This window comes from Synechococcus sp. A15-44 (genome assembly GCF_014280115.1).
GTDB lineage: Bacteria > Cyanobacteriota > Cyanobacteriia > PCC-6307 > Cyanobiaceae > Parasynechococcus.
The window spans coordinates 2,235,033-2,252,465 of the sequence record NZ_CP047938.1; the positions used below are offsets into that span (position 1 = coordinate 2,235,033).

Below are 17,433 nucleotides of genomic sequence, written 5' to 3' on the forward strand. Positions count from 1 at the left end.
GCCGAGGGCCCGCGCTTGACCCCGACCCCTACCCCAAACGACGCCATCACCACTGGCGTGCCCAGCGATCGCCTCTGGTTGCGCTCCGAACTGATGGGCACCCAGGTGATCACCCGTGACACCGGCCGCCGTCTTGGGGTGGTGGGTGAAGTGATCGTCGATATCGACCGCCGTGAAGTGGTGGCTGTGGGGCTGCGGGACAACCCCTTGACCCGTTTCCTGCCCGGCCTGCCGCGCTGGATGCCGCTGGACCGGATCCGTCAGGTGGGCGACGTGATCCTGGTGGATTCGGCCGACTCCCTCAGCGAAAACTTCAACCCTGAGCGCTACAGCCGGGTGATCAACTGCCAGGTGATCACCGAGTCCGGTGAACAGCTGGGGCGGGTGCTCGGCTTTGCCTTCGACATCGAGACCGGCGAGCTCACCACCCTGGTGATGGGCGCCCTTGGCGTGCCCCTGCTGGGGGAAGGGGTGCTGAGCACCTGGGAAATGCCGGTGGAGGAGATCGTCAGCAGCGGCCCGGACCGGATCATTGTTTACGAGGGAGCCGAAGACAAGCTCAAACAGCTGAACAGCGGCGTTCTGGAAAAACTTGGAGTCGGCGGCCCCAGCTGGGAAGAGCAGGAGCGGGAGCGCTACCGGGTCAACCTGGTGCCCGTGGAAAATCAGCTCACCTCCGGACAACCCCAGGAGCAGGAGCAACGGCGTCTCCAGGCTTCAGAAGCGGAGCGGTTTGAGGCTGATGCAGAACTGGAATATGTGGAGCTGGAGGACCGGCGGCAGGAGTCCATGCAGCAACGTCGCTACCTCGATGAGCCCCAGAGGCACGACGAGCAGCGCTACGCCGAACCTGCCCGCTACGACGAGCGGCCGGCTGAGCGAGCACAGACCTACAACGAGCCCGCACCCTTCGAGCAGCAGCCCGCCTACGAGGAACAGCCTCCGCGGCGTGCCATGCCAGCCTCCCGCCGCGCCGTTCAGCAGTCGGGCGAACCCCTGGATGTGGAACCGATGGAGGATGCAGCGCCCCAGCGCCGGAGCCAGGATCTCGACGATCCCTGGTGATCGGGCCTGAGGCGCTGAACGGTGCTCAGGACCTCTTGAAGTTCAACGATGCGCTGTTGACGCAGTAGCGCTGGCCCGTGGGGGCGGGACCATCGGGGAAGACGTGTCCGAGGTGGGCATCACATTGAGCGCAGTTGATTTCGGTGCGCACCATCCCGTGGGTCAGATCCTCTTTGGTGGTGATCGCCTCGGCACTCACACCGTCCCAGAAGCTGGGCCAACCCGTGCCCGAATCGAACTTGGTCTCAGAGCTGAACAGCGGCGCACCACAGCAGACGCAGTGATACATCCCCGTGGCCTTGTTGTTCCAGTAAGCCCCGGTGAAAGCCCGCTCCGTGCCGCCGCAGCGGGCCACCTGGAACTGCTCTGGCGTCAGGGATTGCTTCCACTCCTCGGCGCTGCGTTCGACCGGATTGGACGGGGACATGGTCGTCGGAACCAGAGTGGGGCGCAGCCTAAGAAGCGTTGAGCTCTCGGGGAAGCAACCCCCTCACCTCGGCGGCCAATGCGGCCACCGCCCCGGGTTCTCCCCGCAACGCCTGGAGGTCCTGCCGCTGGCCCTCAAGCCGCTCGGGGGCGTTCAGCCAATCGCGGGCCTCCTTCGCAATCTCCTCCGGTGTGATCGCCCCCACCCGCTCCGGCACCACAGCACGGCCTGCACTGATGTTGGGCCAGGCCATCAAGCCGTTGTTGCGCAAACGCCAGAGGGTCAACAGAACCCCGATCAGACGCCGCAGACCCGGCAGACGCGCCAGCAGCCCCAGCCCGCCGTCCCAGGCCTGCATCACCTCCAGGTGCTGGGTGGGAACAATCACGATCATCGGCACCGCAAGGGCGCCAAGTTCGGCCGTGTTGGCGCCGACCGTGGTCAGGGCCAGGGCGCACTGGCTCAGGGGGCCATGGGCCGGATGCTGCTCCAGCAGACGAATCCGTGTGCCCGCACCCGTCACCAACTCCGTCACCGACTCCCCCTTCTCCACCGAAGCAACGGTGGCGCTGTAGCGGGCAGCAATCGGGTTGGATGCGCCGGCGAAACGCAGCAGTTCATCAACGCTGGTGGTGGGGGCCAGCGGCAGCAAAAAACGGCATCCGGGTTGCAATCGGGCCAAACGATCGGCGGTATCGAGCAAAAACGGCATGCCGACGCTCAACTTGGCCGGCTTCGATCCCGGCAACAGGGCTACCCACTGGCCCTCGGGGAGAGGCTCCTCTCGGCGAGCGAAGGACGACAGATCCGCCATCAGATCACCGACCACGCGGCACCGGGGCTGGTAACGGACCGGCAGCTGGCGCCGCACCGCGTCCGACATCGCCGCAATCCGATCGTTCCAGCCCGGCCAACGCGCCACCCACTCGGCATAGGTGATGTGGCGGTAGCCGAGACGAGCCGAAAGCAGAACGGTCCAGAACTGATCACCGCCCAGAAACACCACCACACCCTTCTGCGGCCATGGTCCGTAGCGCTGGGGACACAGCAGCAGCGACCAGAAGCGTCCTGCCGGCACGATGCGCTCGAACAAGCCCCAGGGCTCTGCGGCCGCACACTCATGGCCCGTGGCATTGGGGCAGGGCACCAACACCAAATGTAACGACGCTGGCGCGCTCTGAGACAGGGGACGCAGGCGAAGGCTGGTGTGCAGCCGTTCGGCCAGAGGTCGAACCCAGGTGGTCAATTCACCTGGACCGTTCGAAACAAGAACAACGGCCGGTCCTGGTTCTGCTGCGCGGGGACGGGCCAAAGAAAAAAAATGCGGATGGCGAGACTTGAACTCGCAAGGCCGAAGCCACACGCCCCTCAAACGTGCGTGTCTACCAATTCCACCACATCCGCGTGGTCGACTTCACCGCTCGGGTGCTGTCGAGGTCAGATCATACCGGGCGGGGTCTTCGCTCCTCGGCAACTTCGGTCGGCGCTGATACGATCCGGCGTCAGGCCTGAACATGCTGCGGGATGCCCATCGGCAAAGTGCTGATCGCCAACCGCGGCGAGATTGCCCTCCGGATCATTCGAAGCTGCCGCGAGCTCGGCATTGCCACCGTGGCGGTGTACAGCTCCGTTGATAAGGACGCTCTGCACGTGCAGCTCGCCGATGAAGCGGTCTGCGTGGGCGAAGCCCTGAGCAGCAAGAGCTACCTCAATATTCCCAACATCCTGGCGGCCGCCACCTCCCGCGGTGCTGACGCCATCCACCCCGGCTACGGCTTCCTGGCGGAGAACGACAAGTTCGCCGAGATGTGCCGTGATCATGGCCTCACCTTCGTTGGGCCGTCCCCCCACGCGATTCGCTCGATGGGGGACAAGTCGACCGCCAAATCGACCATGCAATCGGTGGGTGTTCCCACGGTGCCCGGCAGCGAGGGTCTGCTCAGCAGCACCAGCCAGGCGGCCGCCCTGGCCGAGGAAATGGGCTATCCCGTGATGATCAAAGCCACCGCTGGCGGTGGTGGTCGCGGAATGCGCCTCGTACCGGACGCCAGCCAGCTGGAGAGCCTGTACAAAGCGGCCCAGGGGGAGGCGGAAGCCGCCTTCGGCAACCCCGGCCTCTACATGGAGAAATTCATCGATCGGCCCCGCCACGTGGAAGTGCAGGTGCTGGCCGACCGCCACGGCAACGTGGTTCACCTGGGTGAACGGGACTGCTCGATTCAGCGCCGTCACCAGAAACTGCTGGAAGAAGCCCCCAGCCCGGCCCTAGATCCCGACCTGCGCCGCCGCATGGGCGAAGCCGCCGTTGCTGCCGCCCGAAGCATCAATTACGAGGGCGCCGGAACGGTGGAATTCCTGCTGGATCGCAGCGGCGGCTTCTACTTCATGGAGATGAACACCCGGATCCAGGTGGAGCATCCGGTGACTGAGATGGTGACGGGTGTGGATCTGATCGCTGAGCAGTTGCGCATCGCCGGTGGCGAACCCATCAGCGTGCGCCAGGAGGACATCCAGCTCACCGGCCATGCGATCGAATGCCGGATCAACGCTGAGGATGCGCGGCACAACTTCCGTCCCGCACCCGGACGCATCACCGGATGGCTGCCCCCCGGCGGACCGGGTGTGCGCGTCGACAGCCACGTCTACACGGGCTACGACATCCCGCCCTTCTACGACTCCCTGATCGGCAAGCTGATCGTGTGGGGCAAGGACCGCGACCACGCCATGACCCGGATGAAGCGGGCCCTGAATGAATGTGCCGTCACCGGGATTCCAACCACGGTGGAATTCCATCTGGAGATGCTGGATCGGCCGGAATTCATCAACGGCGACGTGCACACCAAATTCGTCGAGCAGGAGATGCTCCCCTGAGCTCAGGCCACTGCCTGGGCGTGCATCAGGATTTGAGAAAGCAGCCCCTGCTGGCCAACCAGCAACTCACGCACGAGGCTGATCAAGCCCACCCAGATCACTGGAGTGACGTCGACTCCACCGATCGGTGCGATCACGCGGCGGCTCAGCGAGAGCACAGGTTCCGTTGGCCATGCCACCAGGGGCCAGGCGCCCTTGCTCAGATCGACCTGGGGGTACCAGGTGAGCACGATGCGCAGCAGAAACGCCAGGGTCCAGGCCGCTAGCAGCAAGCCCAGAAGCAAATGGAGGACTGGCAGGGCCTGCAGCAGCAGCGGCGTCACAAAGCTCAAAGCAAATCGTCCCCTCATCGTAGAAAGACGGCATCGCTTCTTAAGATCGGCGCGGCTTTGAAGCAGACGTCAGCAACCCCATGACCCCCTCCCTCTCCAACTTCCTGAGCAGCCTCCTTTGGGGAGGTGTGATCGTCGTGATTCCTGCCTCCATCGCCCTGTTCCTGCTGAGCCAGACCGACCAAGTCGACCGCAAGCTCTGATTCGCCCCTGGCGCCCCTCGTAGACTGACTCCCAAGCGGGAGCAGAGCTTTGGTTAACGCCAGTCTCAATTGGGCCAGCATCGTCGGCATCGTTTTGGCCGTCGGCGGCGCTCTGCTCTATTTCATGCGGTCGTTCAAGCCCGCCCTGGCGCGGGACTACGACGTGTTCTTTGCAGCCATCGGGCTGCTGTGCGGCGGCATCCTGTTCTTCCAGGGATGGCGGCTCGACCCGATTCTTCAGTTCGGCCAGTTCCTGCTGGCGGGAACCACCGTTTTCTTTGCCTACGAAAGCGTGCGACTTCGCGGCGTGGCCACGGAGCAGGCCCGGCGTTCCGCCTATTTCGATGACGAACCAGCACCGGCCCGGGGCGGAAGCCCTGGGGGACTACGGGGCGGCTGGGATGACGGCGGTTACGACCGTTTTGATGAGCCCCAGCCGGTGCGGCGGCGCTTCTCAGGCCGTGACGATGACGCCGAAGAACGGCCGGAAGAGGAGTTCTACCGACCGCGCCGCGCCAGCCGTGCCGCCATTCCTGAGGAAGCCGCCAGCCGTCGCTCCGCAGACCGTGATCAAGGCGATTCCGGCTGGGACCAAAACGAAGAGCGCTCCCGCCGCATGGCTCGTTTCCGTGCCGGCGAAGCCAGGGATGAGCGACGCCCCGACTTTGGCTCCAGACGGACGGATCGAGAGGAACAACGCCGTGGCAGCCGTCCCATGGGGCGGCCTGAGCGTCCTTCAGACGAACGCGCTCCTTCAGGAGCCGAGGATGCCGCCTTCGCCCCCAGCCGCAGTTCAGCGCCGAGCAGTTCGGCCCCGAACCGGGGACGCCCCAGCGCCAACCCGAACGCCGCGAGCGACTCCAGGCGATCAGCTGAGCCGCCCCTGGCGTCGAACCGGCCCAGCAGCAACCGCCAACCCCCCCGCAGCTTGCGGCCCTCGTCCGGCAGACCACGGGACAACAGCTCACGCTTCGACGACTGAGCCAGTTGCCTCGCTCGCTGCTGATCCTGCTCGCCAGCCTGGCGCTGGTGGGCTGCAACGGTCGTAGTGAACGGGCGGGTGGTGGCTTGCTCGCCACCAGTCAGCAGGCCCCAGCCCTGAGTGGCAGTGGTGAGTGGCTGGCGGTCGTCAGCGATCGCGGCGGCCGACCCACGGTGCAGCTGCGCCGCCTGAGCGACGGATCGGTTGTCTCCGTTCCCCAGCTGAGCCGACATCAGCCCCACAGCTCGCCCTCCCTGAGCTGGAACGGCCGTTACCTAGCAGCGATCACCCAGCGGGGGCGCCGCCGACTCGCGGTGGTGACCGACCGCATGAACGGACGCATGCATCCCCTGCCGCTGCCGGGGGGGAGAGACCCGGTGCAGCTCAGTCTGGCGCCGGATGCCCAGCAGATCGCCCTGCAGGTGACGGATCAGGGGAGGTGGCGCGTGGAACTGCTGGATCTGAGTGATCTGCTCGAGCCGGACCGTCCTCCGGGACAGAGCCTCTCCACACCGGCGCTGTCGTCAGAGCCATGATCCGCGTCGCTCTGCTTTTCAGCCTGGTGTTGGTGAGCGGGTGCAGCAGCCCCAGGCCCACTCCCCGGCCCGACCTCAACGGCCTGCTGCGTCAATCCGTGAACAGCCGGCGGGGTCCCTCCCTGGGGGGACGCTGGCTGGCCAGCCTGGGCCAACGCAATGGGCGGGAGCGGGTCGAACTGATCGACCTGCGCAGCCGCAGCCCCGTCCCGTTGCCGGGCCTCAGCCGTGCTGATGCCCAACCGATCAGCGTCAGCGTCAGTGCCGATGGACAACGCCTGGCCGTGGTCCAGCAACGGGAGGACCGCACGGAACTGGTGCTCTACCGGCGCAACGTCGGGGCGACGCAACGGCTGCCCCTGGACCCACCGGGTGTACCCCGCAGCGTCAGCCTGGATGGCTCGGGCCGGCGGCTGGCGGTGCAGGTGAGCCGCAACGGACGCTGGGATGTGGATCTGATCCGCCTGCCCTGATCAGGGCAGCAGCCCTGCCCAGTGCAGAAAGGTGTCACCGCTGAGCACCTCGATCAGCAGCACCGCCACAAAGCCCACCATGGCGAAGCGTCCATTCACCCGCTCGGCATAGCCACTCCAGCCGAAGGCAGGCACATCGTTGGTGGTGGCGGACGTCTCCGGAACGAACGTGGTGTCAGGGGTCTCGCTGGTGGAGGTCATCCGGCCGGTTCAAGAACGCCCGAAGTCATAGCTGGTCGCCGGGATCAGCCGCCAGTCGTGATCACCGCTGAGCTCCAGAACGGTGTCATGGAAGTCCTTCAGGGTTGGCCGGTGACCCACGCTGATGAACGCCACCTCCCGATCCCGCAAAAGGGAATAAAGGCGGGATTCGGTCTCGACATCCAGGGCACTGGTGGCTTCATCAAGCACCACGACCTTGGGCGAATTGAGCAGCAGCCGCGCAAAGGCCAGTCGCTGCTGTTCACCCAGAGAGAGCAGCCGCGGCCAGTCCTGCTTGATGTCGAGGTCGGGATAGCGCTGCAGAAGTTTGCCCAACATCACCTGATCCAAAACAGCCCGTAGCTGTTCATCGCTGAAACGGGCCTGATCGAGGGGATAACAAAGCTGTTCGCGCAGAGATCCCAGTGCCATGTAGGGCTTCTGAGGGATGAAAAGAAGATCGCCCTGCCCCGGGGAATAAACGGTGCCCGTCGGCGAGCCCCACAGACCACTCACCACCCGCAGCAGAGACGTCTTGCCACAGCCAGAGGGTCCCACCACCAACAGCCCCTCAGCGTTGCCCAGGGAAAAACTGAGGTCGCGCACCAGCACGTTGTCGGTACGCGGTGTTTTGACCGTCACCCCCTGCAGCGCCAGGCGCTCAGAGGGCACGATCCGCGGCACGTAATCACTCCACTCCTCCGGATCGAGGTTGGAGATGTTGGATTGAAAGCCTTCAAGCCGGTTGATGGATGCCGAGAACCGGGCCAGGGCTTCGATGTTGTAAATGATGAAAAACAACGATCCCTCAACCAGGTTGTAGGCGACGTTCGCCTGGGCGAAGCCGCCGTAATCCATCTCACCGGCGAGAATCGGTGCAGCAAGGATCAGATAGGGGATGAAATTGCTGGCGTAAATGCTGGAGCGCTGCAGCACCCGCAGCAGCACTTCCCAGACAATCAGCAGATTGAAGTTTTCAACGACGGTGGCCAGGCGACGCGTCACCTCCTTGGCTTCCTGCTGCTCACCGGCGTAGAAGGCAATCGACTCGGCGTTGTCACGCACCCGTACGAGGCCATAGCGGTAATCCGCTTCAAAACGCAGTTGGAAATTGTTCAACCGCACCAACTTGCGGCCAGCCACAATCATCAGGACAGACACCCCGGATGCATAGGCCAGAAGGGCAAAGGTGAGCCCCTCACTCACCGAATAAAGGATGAGGATGTTGAGGGAAAAGGTGAGGATCGAATCAAAAATATTCAGCGCAAAACCAAGGGCCTGTGCCGTGAAATCACGCACATCCTCGGAAATACGTTGATCGGGGTTATCAACATTGGTGGCCGCTTCATCATTGGGATTGAGCACGTAATAGGCCCGATCCCGCAGGTAATCGTCCACCAGGCTCAGCGACAACCATTCGCGCCAGAACAGCCCAAGTTTCTGGGTGAAATAAAACTGCAGGCTGCGAATCGGCAGTGCCACAGCAAAACAGGCGCCGTAGATCCAAAGGTTGCGATACGACGCATCGCCATCCCTGGCGATCAACGCATTGGTCAGATCCCTGGCGAGGAATGTGATGCCGGCGTTGATGCCATTCACGCTCAACAGCATCAGGATGATCAGGCCGAGAAACAGCCAAGGCAACCAGCGTCGATGCCTGAGTTGGCCCCGCACGGAGGCAAACACCACAGCTCCCAGCACGAACAGGGCACTGATGCCCGCCCCCCATCCACGGGACCAGAGCATGGCCAGGGACGACTGGACGCCCCCGAGGTACTGGCCGGACAACTCCGGAAACAGCCAAGACAGGCCGTTCATCAAGCCGGTGACCAGGAACAGCACGATCCCGGCCACACAGAAGAGCAGGCTCACCAGCAGTCCAAGGAACTGCCAGCCGTTGTCTTCGGTGTAGGGGAAGAAGTAGGGCTGCGAAAGCCGACGCAGCTTGGCGGCCTGATTGCGCAGGTTCTGAAGCTGGTTGGTCATACCACTGCTGAACTGTGCTCAGTCTGGCTGCCACCGCGCCGCTTCGCCGCTGACCTCAACCGGGAGGCCACGCCAGAGGACGTCCACCGATCACGTGCACATGGAGGTGAAAGACCGTCTGGCCAGCACCGGCGCCACTGTTGATCACCGTGCGGAAATCGTCCAGACCCTCCTGTTTGGCCACGCGGGCAGCAACCAGCAAGAGGTGGCCCAGCAGGGCCGCATCCTCAGCAGCACCGGAGCGCAGACTCTCGATCGGCTTGCGCGGAATCACCAGCACATGAACGGGTGCCTGGGGCGCGACATCGCGAAAGGCCAGACACTGCTCATCGCTGTAGACCTCATCGCACGGGATCTCTCCACGAAGGATCTTCCCGAAGATCGTGTCGTCTGCCATGGGGCTTGAGAACGAAGGAACAGCCGGACCGGTGTGACAGCAGGGGCATGAATCTCCTGCATCACCCTCCACAGAATGCTGGCACGTTGTCTCAGTGCATCCCTGCAAGGCCTGGAGGCCAGACCGGTGGTGGTTGAGGTGGATCTGGCCCCAGGACTGCCGGGCGTCCAGCTGGTGGGTCTGCCGGACAAGGCCATTCAGGAATCACGGGAGCGGGTGCGCTCCGCCCTGCGCAACAGCGGCTTCCGCGGCCCCCTGGTCCGCGTGGTGATCAACCTGGCGCCCGCCGATCTACGCAAGGAAGGTCCCTCTTTTGATCTGCCGATCGCCCTGGGCCTTTTGGCGGCCAGCGGGCAGCTCGACCGCCCCCAGTTGGAGGGCCTCTGGTGTGCGGGTGAACTGGGCCTCGACGGCAGCCTCAGACCCTGTCGCGGGGTGATCGCCCTCGCCGACCAGGCCAATCAGCAACAGGCCCGGGCCCTTGTGGTCCCTCCCGACAATGCCCGTGAAGCCAGCCTGATTGGGGGGCTGCCGATCCGCACCGCACCCAACCTGCGGGCGCTGGTTCAGCAACTCAAAGGCGAGAAACCCTGGCCTGTGATCGCTGGCAACAGCTCCCGATCAAGCAAGCGCATCGTCAACCCGGAGCCCTGGGCCTGCCTGGACAACAACCTGGCCTCAAGGGCCCTGGCCCTCTCGGCCGCAGGCGGACACCATCTCCTGCTCGTGGGTCCCCCAGGCTGCGGCAAGACCCGCCTGGCCCATCAACTGCCCCGCCTACTGCCGGCTCTGAACCGAAAGGAAGCGCTCACCATCACGCGCATCCACTCCGTCGCCGGCCATCTGCGTGGCATCGAGCAACTCCAACGGCAGCGCCCCTTTCGATCACCGCACCACAGCTGCTCAGCAGCCGCCTTGCTGGGGGGTGGACGCTCGCCCCGTCCTGGGGAACTCAGCCTGGCCCACGGGGGTGTGCTCTTTCTCGATGAACTGGCGGAATTTCCGCGAACGGTGCTGGATCAGTTGCGGCAGCCGCTCGAGGACGGCGCTGTGCAGATCAGCCGTGCCCAACAAAGCACGATCTTCCCAGCCTTGATCACCTTGGTGGCCGCCACCAATCCCTGCCCCTGCGGCTGGCATGGCGACCGCGACCATGGCTGTCGCTGCAGCATCAGCCAGCGTCAGCGCTACTGGCAGCGACTCTCCGGCCCGCTCTTGGATCGGCTCGATCTACAACTGCGGCTGGAACGGCGCTCCGCCAAGGAGTTGGCAGCGGTGCTGAAGCAGCCCAGCCCAACGCAAGCTTCAGCGTCCTGGTGCACCCCCGCACAAATTGAACGAGCCCGGCAGCGGATGCAGAGGCGCAATCCCGGTGGAGACAGCAACGGGCGGCTCTCGGCAGCAGCGCTACGGCAGAGCGGAGCCATCGAAGCGGCGGCACTCGAGCTCTGGGAACAGCTGATCAACCAGCGCGGCTTGAGCACGCGCAGCAGCCTTCAACTGTTGCGCGTGGCGCGCACCATTGCCGATCTCAACGACCGGGCCAGCGTCGATCGAAACGCCGTGGCGGAAGCAAGTTGCTTCCGCTGCACAGATCTGCTCAAGCAGCCTGGTGCTCAGTAGTCGCGAGCACGCTTGTCGGGCGTATCCCGGTAGGGCTGGGTGCCGATCGGCGGGGGCTGGAGATGGCGGTCGTTGAACGAACCCAGGGCATGGGTCATCGCTTCACCGAACCACTGGAACCACTGAACGACCGTTGTTTTCATCACATCCTCCGGGATCTGTCTTCAGTGTGAAATCACTGACAGAGGACGACAACAGGTGTTTTCACCGGTTCTGCGCCAACTCAGTAAGAAGGAGCCACGGAACTCTCAGGCTGTTCAGAGACCGCCGGTGCAGGGCTCGGGCTGGAACCCGCCCCTGGTGCACTAGCCCGATAAACGTAGAGATGGCCGAGGCTCTTCTTGCCATAGGCCCGTCGCTTCAAGGTCCAGCCCGGCTCAAGCTTGAGCTGAACAAAGCCGCTGGCGGCACCACCGGCCCGGGCCACGAGCATGGTCGGTTGGGAGGGATTCTTGGTGGGCGTGGCCAGCAACTCAATATCCCGACCGGTGTTCACAACGCTGAGCCGGTAGCGGGTGCCAAGGTCGTCACCACCGATCCGCAGGGAATAGCCGTTGCCGTCGATGTAGCGGTTGCAGACTCCAGTGAAGTCAAACGTGGACAACAAGGGATCCACCATCGCCGGTGATCCCGCGGCCACAGCGAAGCAGGGGCGTTTTGTGGTGCGCTGCTCGTAGATGTTCAACTGCGAACGCTCGCCCTGACCGATCGGGGCTGACACCAAGACGAAATTGCTCAACTCCACGGGCACCGCGGTGAACAGCGAACCCTGGGCCAGGGCCACAGGTGCAGAGGTCGCTGCGAGAGCGAGGCCGGCAGCAGCCACGGTTCGAAAGCGTGCCATCACGTCCATGGAGGAACTGAGCGGATCGTAAAAGTGATGCCTGAATCGGTCGCCCCCGATCAGGCCGGTTTGTTCAGGCGAATGGCGAACAGAAGGGTCCCCACAGTGCCAGGGGCCGCCAAGGCCAGGATCCAGCTGGTGGTTTTGACCCCGAGGTCGGGATCGCCGTAGGCCAGTTCAAAGACACAACCGGTGCTAGCGATACCCAGAACACAGGCGAGGGCCAGAAAGACGCCGGCCAGGGGTTTCATCGGCATAACTCAGGCGACGCTCCGCACATCTTGGCGCTCGAAGCCCTTCTCCTTGAGCTCCTTCTGCAGACCGTCTTCATCGGTGACGCGATCGACGAACAACACGCCATTGAGATGATCCATCTCGTGCTGAATGCAACGGGCCATCAGGCCATCGGCCTTCATCTTGCGGGGCCGACCCATCTCATCGCGGAAGCTCAGTTCAATCGCGGTGGGGCGCACCACATCGAGATACACCCCAGGGATGCTGAGACAGCCCTCTTCGTAGGTGTCGAGCCCGGCGCTGGCCGCCGTGATCTCCGGATTGATCAGCACCAGGGGTGGCGTGGCTGCATTTTCAAGGTCGAGATCAATCACCAGCAGCTGCTGGTGAATCCCCACCTGGGGAGCCGCCAGGCCAATGCCCTTGGCGGTGTACATGCTGCGGAGCATGTCGCGGGCCAGCTCCCGCACCTGCTCGTTCACCTTGCCGATACGGCGCGCGGGCTGCCGCAACACCTCATCGCCCAGGGTGTGAATCTCCAGCGGCGGGGTTTCCAGGGCCGTCTTGGGCACCAGCATCGTGTCCCGCGACTTATCGGCCTGACGGGCCAACTCTGCAAAGCTTCCTGCCAAGACCAACGCCGCGTTGATACAGCATGGTAAGCGGCCTGAATCAGCCGTTATGGGAGCCGCTCCGTTATCCGCGCAACATGCCGTCGGCCGTTTGCCGGGTCTCAAGGAACCGGCCCTGGTCAGTGGCCCCGATGCAACACTGTGGCTGATCTGGCTGGAACAGCGCCCCCAGGAGCGCGGCCGCACCACTGCCTTGATCCGGCGTTTCGGTGATTCCGAGGCAGAACCACAGGAACTGACGCCGGCCCCCAGCAACCTGCGCAGCCGCGTGCATGACTACGGCGGCGGGGTGCTCGCCACCGCGGTGGAGCAGGACAGGCTGATCCTGGCCTGGATCGAGCGCGGCTGCCTCTGGCGTCAGGACTGGCGCCTGCCGCAGACCAGCCCCCAGCAACCCACCCCCCTGGCTGCACCCCAACGGCTCAGCAGGGAAGGGGACTGGGAGCTGGCGGATGGCGTGCTCGATCTGCCCAGGCAGCGCTGGATCGGCATCCGTGAAATCGAAGGCCGTGACGAGCTGGTGAGCCTGACGCTGAACGCAACGGATCAAACGCCGCTGCTGCTGCACCAGCCGACGGACTTTGCCGGCTATGGCTGCTTGAGCCCCGATGGCCAGCGCTTCGCCTGGGTGGAGTGGCAGCAACCCGCCATGCCCTGGGACAGCAGCCGTCTCTGGTGCGCGGAGTTCAGCGACACGGGCGGGCTGGTCGAGCCCCGTCAGCTGGCCGGAGGCGATGGCATCTCAGTGTTTCAACCCCAATGGCTGCCCGACGGGCAGTTGCTTGTGGCGGAGGACAGCTCCGGTTGGTGGAACCTGATGCTCCAGCCCAGTGCCGACGCCGCCTGGGAGAGGCCCTGGCCGATGGCTGCCGAAACGGCCATGCCCCAGTGGATCTATGGGATGAGCACCACGGCCTGGGATGGCGAGCAACTGGTCGCCGCCGTCTGCAGCCGCGGGGCGTGGTCGTTGCAACGGCTCAGCTTGGATGGAGCGGTGCAGCCGTTGCCGCAACCGTTTGATGACCTTGCGGGATTAAGCGCCTGCAATGGCCGCGCCGTGGCCGTGGCCAGCAACAGCACCAGCGTGGCCGGGCTGCTGGAAATCGATTTGCGGCCGGCCACCCCGATCTGGAGCCATAGCCCCGCCACCACGTCACCGTTGTCGGTTGAGGCGATCAGCGTGGCCGAACCGCTGTGGTTCAACGGGCACCAGGGTGAACGCACCCATGCCTGGTACTACCCCCCCAGCGGCAAACCACCAGGGCCGGCGCCGCTGCTGGTGAAAAGCCACAGCGGACCAACGGCCATGGCTCGCCGCGGCCTCAGCCTGGCGATTCAGTACTGGACCTCCCGGGGTTGGGGCGTGGTGGATGTGAATTACGGCGGCTCAACGGGGTTTGGCCGGGACTACCGGGAGCGCCTCAACGGGGGCTGGGGCCTGGTGGATGTGGCCGACTGCGCCGCCGCAGCGCAGGCCCTGATCGAGGCCGGTCGCGCCAATCCCGGCCAGATCGCCATCGAAGGCGGCAGTGCCGGCGGCTTCACCACCCTGGCGGCACTTTGCTTCACCGAGGTGTTCAGGGCGGGCGCCTGCCGCTATGCGGTGTGTGATCTCACCGCCATGGCTGAAGACACGCACAGATTCGAAGCGCGCTACCTGGATGGCTTGGTGGGGGAATGGCCCGCAGCGCGTGCGTTGTATGAGCAGCGGTCGCCGCTGCTGCATGCCGATCAAATCCGCTGTCCGGTGCTGTTCTTCCAGGGTTTGCAAGACAAGGTGGTGCCTCCAGAGCAGACCGAACGCATGGCCGAGGCCCTGCGCAGCAACGGCATCCCGGTGGAGGTGCGGCTGTTCGAGGAGGAAGGCCACGGCTTCCGCAGCCAAGCCACCCAGATCGAGGTGCTCAAGCAAACCGAGGCCTTTTTCAGGCGGAAATTGGGGTTAACAGACGGTTACAAAGCACACAACCCCGTTCAGCAGATGTGATGGATTGAGCGAGCAGCCAGCAGGAACCATCAACCTGTGCTCCACGGAACCCATCAAGAAGCGGTAAGCCTGAAAAGCTGACCGCTGTTTCGAAGCACTGATGCGGATCCTGCGTTATCGCGGGTTGTTCCCCTGCGGCAACGCGAGGCCGCAGCAAGCAACGATCAGCTGGCGGCCTGAGCCAGCTCAGCTGTGCTCGCGCAGGAAGGAGACCGTGGAAGCGAGCTCTTCGCTGAAGCGGTCGATCTCTTCAAAAGTGCTGGTGAAGCTCAGGCTGGCCCGCGCTGAAGCCGTCACGTCGTACATGCGGTGCAGGGGCTGACAGCAGTGGTGACCACTGCGGATGCAGATTCCGGAGGCATCGATCAGAGCGGCAATGTCGTTGGCATGGACGCCGTCCACGAGGAATGTGGCCAGGGCACCACGCTCAGGCTGCTGATCCGGCGTCGGGCCCAGGACCCGCACACCATCAATGGCCTGCAACCGGGTGAACAGATGCCGGGTGAGCTGCGCCTCCCAGGCCTGAATCGCCTCCAGACCCACTGCCTGCAGGTAGCGGATCGCAGCACCCATGCCCACCGCCTCACCAATGGCGGGGGTTCCCGCTTCGAACTTGTGGGGCAACACCGCCCAGGTGCTGTGATCCAGGTAAACGTCCTGAATCATCTCCCCGCCTCCCAGGAAGGGAGGCATCGCCTCCAGCAGCGACTCCCGCGCCCAAAGGAAACCCATGCCGGTGGGGCCACAGAGCTTGTGGGAGGAGCCGACGAGAAAGTCGGCGTCTATGGCCGCCACATCAATCGGCTTGTGGGCCAGGCTCTGGCAGGCATCCACGAGCACACAGGCGCCAACGGCATGGGCTGCGGGGATCACCTGATCCAAGGGATTGCAGCAACCGAGGGAATTGCTGATGTGCACCAGGCTCACCAGTCGGGTGCGCTCGTTGAGCTGGGCCCGGAAATCCTCCAGATCCAGCTCACCGGATTCGGTGATGCCCACATGGCGAAGCACGCAGCCGGTGCGCTGCGCCAACAGCTGCCAGGGCACCAGGTTGCTGTGGTGCTCCATCACCGTGAGGAGAATTTCGTCCCCCTCCTTGAGGCTGGCGTCCCCCCAGGTGCGCGCCACCAGATTGATGGCTTCGCTGGCATTGCGGGTGAAGACAATCTCGCGGGAACTGGCCGCACCCACGAAGGCCGCCGTCGTGCTGCGGGCCGCCTCAAAGGCATCGGTGGCACGGGCACTGAGCTGGTGCGCACCGCGATGCACGTTGGCGTTGTCGCAGCTGTAGTACTGCTGCAGCGCTTCGAGCACCTGACGGGGCTTCTGGCTGGTGGCAGCGTGATCGAGATAAATCAGCGGGTGGCCATCCGGAGCCAACTGCTCGAGAATCGGGAAATCAGCACGATATCGAGACGATAAATCCACGAAATCAGCACTGGATCGTGCTTCGGCGATCGTCATGGGGCGAGGCTCTCCATCACGCGCTCCAGGGGGCGCCACGCCTGCGCGGCAGCAGGTAGCTGGGCGATCACCTCCTGGCAGGCCCCGCGCAGCAGCAGCGCCGTTGCATCCGCCGCAGCGATGCCCCGGCTCTGGAGATAGAACAGCTCATCGTCCTGAAGCTGCGACACGGTGGCGCCGTGGGCGCAGCGCACATCGTCCGCCACGATCTCCAGCTCGGGCTTGGTGTCCACCCGGGCCCGATCAGACAGCAGCAGGTTGCGGCTCAATTGGGCGGCGTTGGTGCGCTGAGCATCGCGGGGAACACTGATGGCGCCGTTAAAAATTGCGTGGGACTGGCCGCCGGCCAGGCATTTCTGCAACTGATCCAGCTCCCCCTCCGGCCCGTCGAAGCGCACCGCGGTGTGGGTGGCCAGCTGCTGCTCGGCGCCAGTGACGGCCAGAGCTTTAAGCACGGTCTCTGCCTGGCCATCCACCTGCACCACCCGGGGCTCCACCCGTCCCAGATTCCAGCCCTGAACCACCGAAGTGAGGGCATAGGAGCTGCGGGGCTCCTGCTCCACAGCCAAATGGGCCATCAGCGATGACGCGCCATCCGCCGTCGCCAGCACGCCATGGCGCAGTTGGGCCTCCTGCCCCAGATGCACTTCCAGCACATGGCTGTGGGCCGACGCCCCCTCAGCCAGCAGCACCTGCATCAACTCAAGCTCAGCTTTTTCCTCCAACAGCAGCAGCACCCGCGTGGCGTTCAACCCCGCACCCGCCGCCAGCACCAGCTCCAACGGGCCAACCCGTCCCCGCACCCTGAGGGCCAGGATCTGTTGGGCTTTGGCATGGTTGAACTCCACGGGCCAGACCTGGGCACAACCGCAGCGATCCAGGGTGTGGCCAAGGGCTTGCTCCAGCTCTTCGGCATTCAGCGCCGTGATTCCTTCCGGAAGCATCTGGCCGGCCAGGGGATCATCAAAACCATTGAGCACCAGACGGGTCACCCCGTCCAGGCTGGCCGGCAAAGATGTGGACAGTGGCGAGGCACTGGCCGGCAATTCGGAGACCTCCGCAAGCCGTTTGAGGTCGGTGAGGCGCCAGGGCTCCTGGCGGCGATTGGGCAGACCAAGCTGTTCAAGCGCGGCTCGACCGCGCTCCTGCACTGGCGCCAGCACACTGCTCGCCATG

General features: G+C 64.5%; 20 protein-coding genes and 1 tRNA gene. 8 read left to right on the forward strand and 13 right to left on the reverse strand.

The features are described from left to right. Window positions 1-15: 15 nt before the first annotated feature. The gene (locus SynA1544_RS12555) at window positions 16-1,065 is read left to right on the forward strand and encodes a PRC-barrel domain-containing protein (RefSeq protein WP_370594071.1); all 1,050 of its coding nucleotides are present in this window, start codon (window positions 16-18) and stop codon (window positions 1,063-1,065) included. Between the two features lie 25 nt (window positions 1,066-1,090). On the opposite strand, the gene msrB is transcribed toward SynA1544_RS12555, so the two are convergent. The 3 genes from msrB to SynA1544_RS12570 all read right to left on the reverse strand — a co-directional run bounded on the left by msrB (window position 1,091) and on the right by SynA1544_RS12570 (window position 2,896). Further along, complete coding sequence (msrB, locus tag SynA1544_RS12560; protein ID WP_186514020.1) at window positions 1,091-1,492, reverse strand: peptide-methionine (R)-S-oxide reductase MsrB; 402 nt, start codon at window positions 1,490-1,492, stop codon at window positions 1,091-1,093. A gap of 28 nt (window positions 1,493-1,520) precedes the next feature. Then, entirely contained in the window at window positions 1,521-2,804 is a 1,284-nt protein-coding gene (locus SynA1544_RS12565; protein ID WP_186514021.1) for a glycosyl transferase, read from the reverse strand. A gap of 10 nt (window positions 2,805-2,814) precedes the next feature. After that, window positions 2,815-2,896: transfer RNA gene (locus SynA1544_RS12570), tRNA-Leu, on the reverse strand. A gap of 120 nt (window positions 2,897-3,016) precedes the next feature. Here SynA1544_RS12570 and accC point away from each other — a divergent pair. Next, a complete protein-coding gene (accC, locus tag SynA1544_RS12575) occupies window positions 3,017-4,363 on the forward strand; it encodes an acetyl-CoA carboxylase biotin carboxylase subunit (RefSeq protein WP_115131776.1) in 1,347 nt (448 codons plus the stop codon). A 2-nt stretch (window positions 4,364-4,365) separates the two neighbouring features. Here the strand turns inward: accC and SynA1544_RS12580 are convergent, their stop codons facing one another. Continuing rightward, window positions 4,366-4,686: a YggT family protein gene (locus tag SynA1544_RS12580; RefSeq protein ID WP_244272311.1), complete on the reverse strand. Its 321-nt coding sequence runs from the start codon at window positions 4,684-4,686 to the stop codon at window positions 4,366-4,368. 89 nt (window positions 4,687-4,775) lie between these two features. Here SynA1544_RS12580 and psbX point away from each other — a divergent pair, with 89 nt between their 5' ends. The 4 genes from psbX to SynA1544_RS12600 are packed head-to-tail and all read left to right on the forward strand — an operon-like array spanning window position 4,776 to window position 6,889. Beyond that, a complete protein-coding gene (gene psbX, locus SynA1544_RS12585; RefSeq protein WP_006851281.1) occupies window positions 4,776-4,898 on the forward strand; it encodes a photosystem II reaction center X protein in 123 nt (40 codons plus the stop codon). A 49-nt stretch (window positions 4,899-4,947) separates the two neighbouring features. Beyond that, complete coding sequence (locus SynA1544_RS12590; RefSeq protein WP_186514022.1) at window positions 4,948-5,880, forward strand: Ycf66 family protein; 933 nt, start codon at window positions 4,948-4,950, stop codon at window positions 5,878-5,880. A 5-nt stretch (window positions 5,881-5,885) separates the two neighbouring features. Continuing rightward, window positions 5,886-6,416: a hypothetical protein gene (locus SynA1544_RS12595; protein WP_186514023.1), complete on the forward strand. Its 531-nt coding sequence runs from the start codon at window positions 5,886-5,888 to the stop codon at window positions 6,414-6,416. Next, entirely contained in the window at window positions 6,413-6,889 is a 477-nt protein-coding gene (locus SynA1544_RS12600; protein ID WP_186514024.1) for a hypothetical protein, read from the forward strand. The genes SynA1544_RS12595 and SynA1544_RS12600 overlap by 4 nt, the downstream gene beginning before the upstream one ends. Here the strand turns inward: SynA1544_RS12600 and SynA1544_RS12605 are convergent, their stop codons facing one another. The 3 genes from SynA1544_RS12605 to SynA1544_RS12615 are packed head-to-tail and all read right to left on the reverse strand — an operon-like array spanning window position 6,890 to window position 9,473. Next, entirely contained in the window at window positions 6,890-7,090 is a 201-nt protein-coding gene (locus SynA1544_RS12605) for a chlorophyll a/b-binding protein (RefSeq protein WP_186514025.1), read from the reverse strand. A 9-nt stretch (window positions 7,091-7,099) separates the two neighbouring features. Next, complete coding sequence (locus tag SynA1544_RS12610; protein WP_186514026.1) at window positions 7,100-9,076, reverse strand: ABC transporter ATP-binding protein/permease; 1,977 nt, start codon at window positions 9,074-9,076, stop codon at window positions 7,100-7,102. A gap of 55 nt (window positions 9,077-9,131) precedes the next feature. Further along, complete coding sequence (locus tag SynA1544_RS12615) at window positions 9,132-9,473, reverse strand: histidine triad nucleotide-binding protein (RefSeq protein WP_115131770.1); 342 nt, start codon at window positions 9,471-9,473, stop codon at window positions 9,132-9,134. Window positions 9,474-9,548: 75 nt separating this feature from the next. On the opposite strand from SynA1544_RS12615, the gene SynA1544_RS12620 reads away from it, so the two are divergent. Next, window positions 9,549-11,096 carry a YifB family Mg chelatase-like AAA ATPase gene (locus SynA1544_RS12620; RefSeq protein WP_186514027.1) on the forward strand — a complete coding sequence of 516 codons (1,548 nt, stop codon included), beginning with the start codon at window positions 9,549-9,551 and terminating at the stop codon, window positions 11,094-11,096. Here SynA1544_RS12620 and SynA1544_RS12625 read toward each other — a convergent pair. The 4 genes from SynA1544_RS12625 to def all read right to left on the reverse strand — a co-directional run bounded on the left by SynA1544_RS12625 (window position 11,090) and on the right by def (window position 12,806). Next, window positions 11,090-11,239 carry a hypothetical protein gene (locus SynA1544_RS12625; protein ID WP_006851286.1) on the reverse strand — a complete coding sequence of 50 codons (150 nt, stop codon included), beginning with the start codon at window positions 11,237-11,239 and terminating at the stop codon, window positions 11,090-11,092. The genes SynA1544_RS12620 and SynA1544_RS12625 overlap by 7 nt on opposite strands. Before the next feature lie 80 nt (window positions 11,240-11,319). Next, window positions 11,320-11,949 carry a DUF3747 domain-containing protein gene (locus SynA1544_RS12630; RefSeq protein ID WP_186514028.1) on the reverse strand — a complete coding sequence of 210 codons (630 nt, stop codon included), beginning with the start codon at window positions 11,947-11,949 and terminating at the stop codon, window positions 11,320-11,322. Between the two features lie 50 nt (window positions 11,950-11,999). Continuing rightward, complete coding sequence (locus tag SynA1544_RS12635; protein ID WP_006850702.1) at window positions 12,000-12,197, reverse strand: hypothetical protein; 198 nt, start codon at window positions 12,195-12,197, stop codon at window positions 12,000-12,002. Window positions 12,198-12,200: 3 nt separating this feature from the next. Further along, window positions 12,201-12,806: a peptide deformylase gene (gene def, locus SynA1544_RS12640; RefSeq protein ID WP_115009393.1), complete on the reverse strand. Its 606-nt coding sequence runs from the start codon at window positions 12,804-12,806 to the stop codon at window positions 12,201-12,203. 49 nt (window positions 12,807-12,855) lie between these two features. Here def and SynA1544_RS12645 point away from each other — a divergent pair, with 49 nt between their 5' ends. After that, on the forward strand, window positions 12,856-14,793 hold the full coding sequence (locus tag SynA1544_RS12645) for a prolyl oligopeptidase family serine peptidase (RefSeq protein ID WP_186514029.1): 1,938 nt from the start codon (window positions 12,856-12,858) through the stop codon (window positions 14,791-14,793). Window positions 14,794-14,979: 186 nt separating this feature from the next. On the opposite strand, the gene SynA1544_RS12650 is transcribed toward SynA1544_RS12645, so the two are convergent. Both SynA1544_RS12650 and SynA1544_RS12655 read right to left on the reverse strand, forming a co-directional pair. Further along, the gene (locus SynA1544_RS12650) at window positions 14,980-16,257 is read right to left on the reverse strand and encodes a SufS family cysteine desulfurase (protein ID WP_186514030.1); all 1,278 of its coding nucleotides are present in this window, start codon (window positions 16,255-16,257) and stop codon (window positions 14,980-14,982) included. Further along, window positions 16,254-17,432 carry a SufD family Fe-S cluster assembly protein gene (locus tag SynA1544_RS12655; protein ID WP_186514031.1) on the reverse strand — a complete coding sequence of 393 codons (1,179 nt, stop codon included), beginning with the start codon at window positions 17,430-17,432 and terminating at the stop codon, window positions 16,254-16,256. The genes SynA1544_RS12650 and SynA1544_RS12655 overlap by 4 nt, the downstream gene beginning before the upstream one ends. Window position 17,433 lies beyond the last annotated feature (1 nt).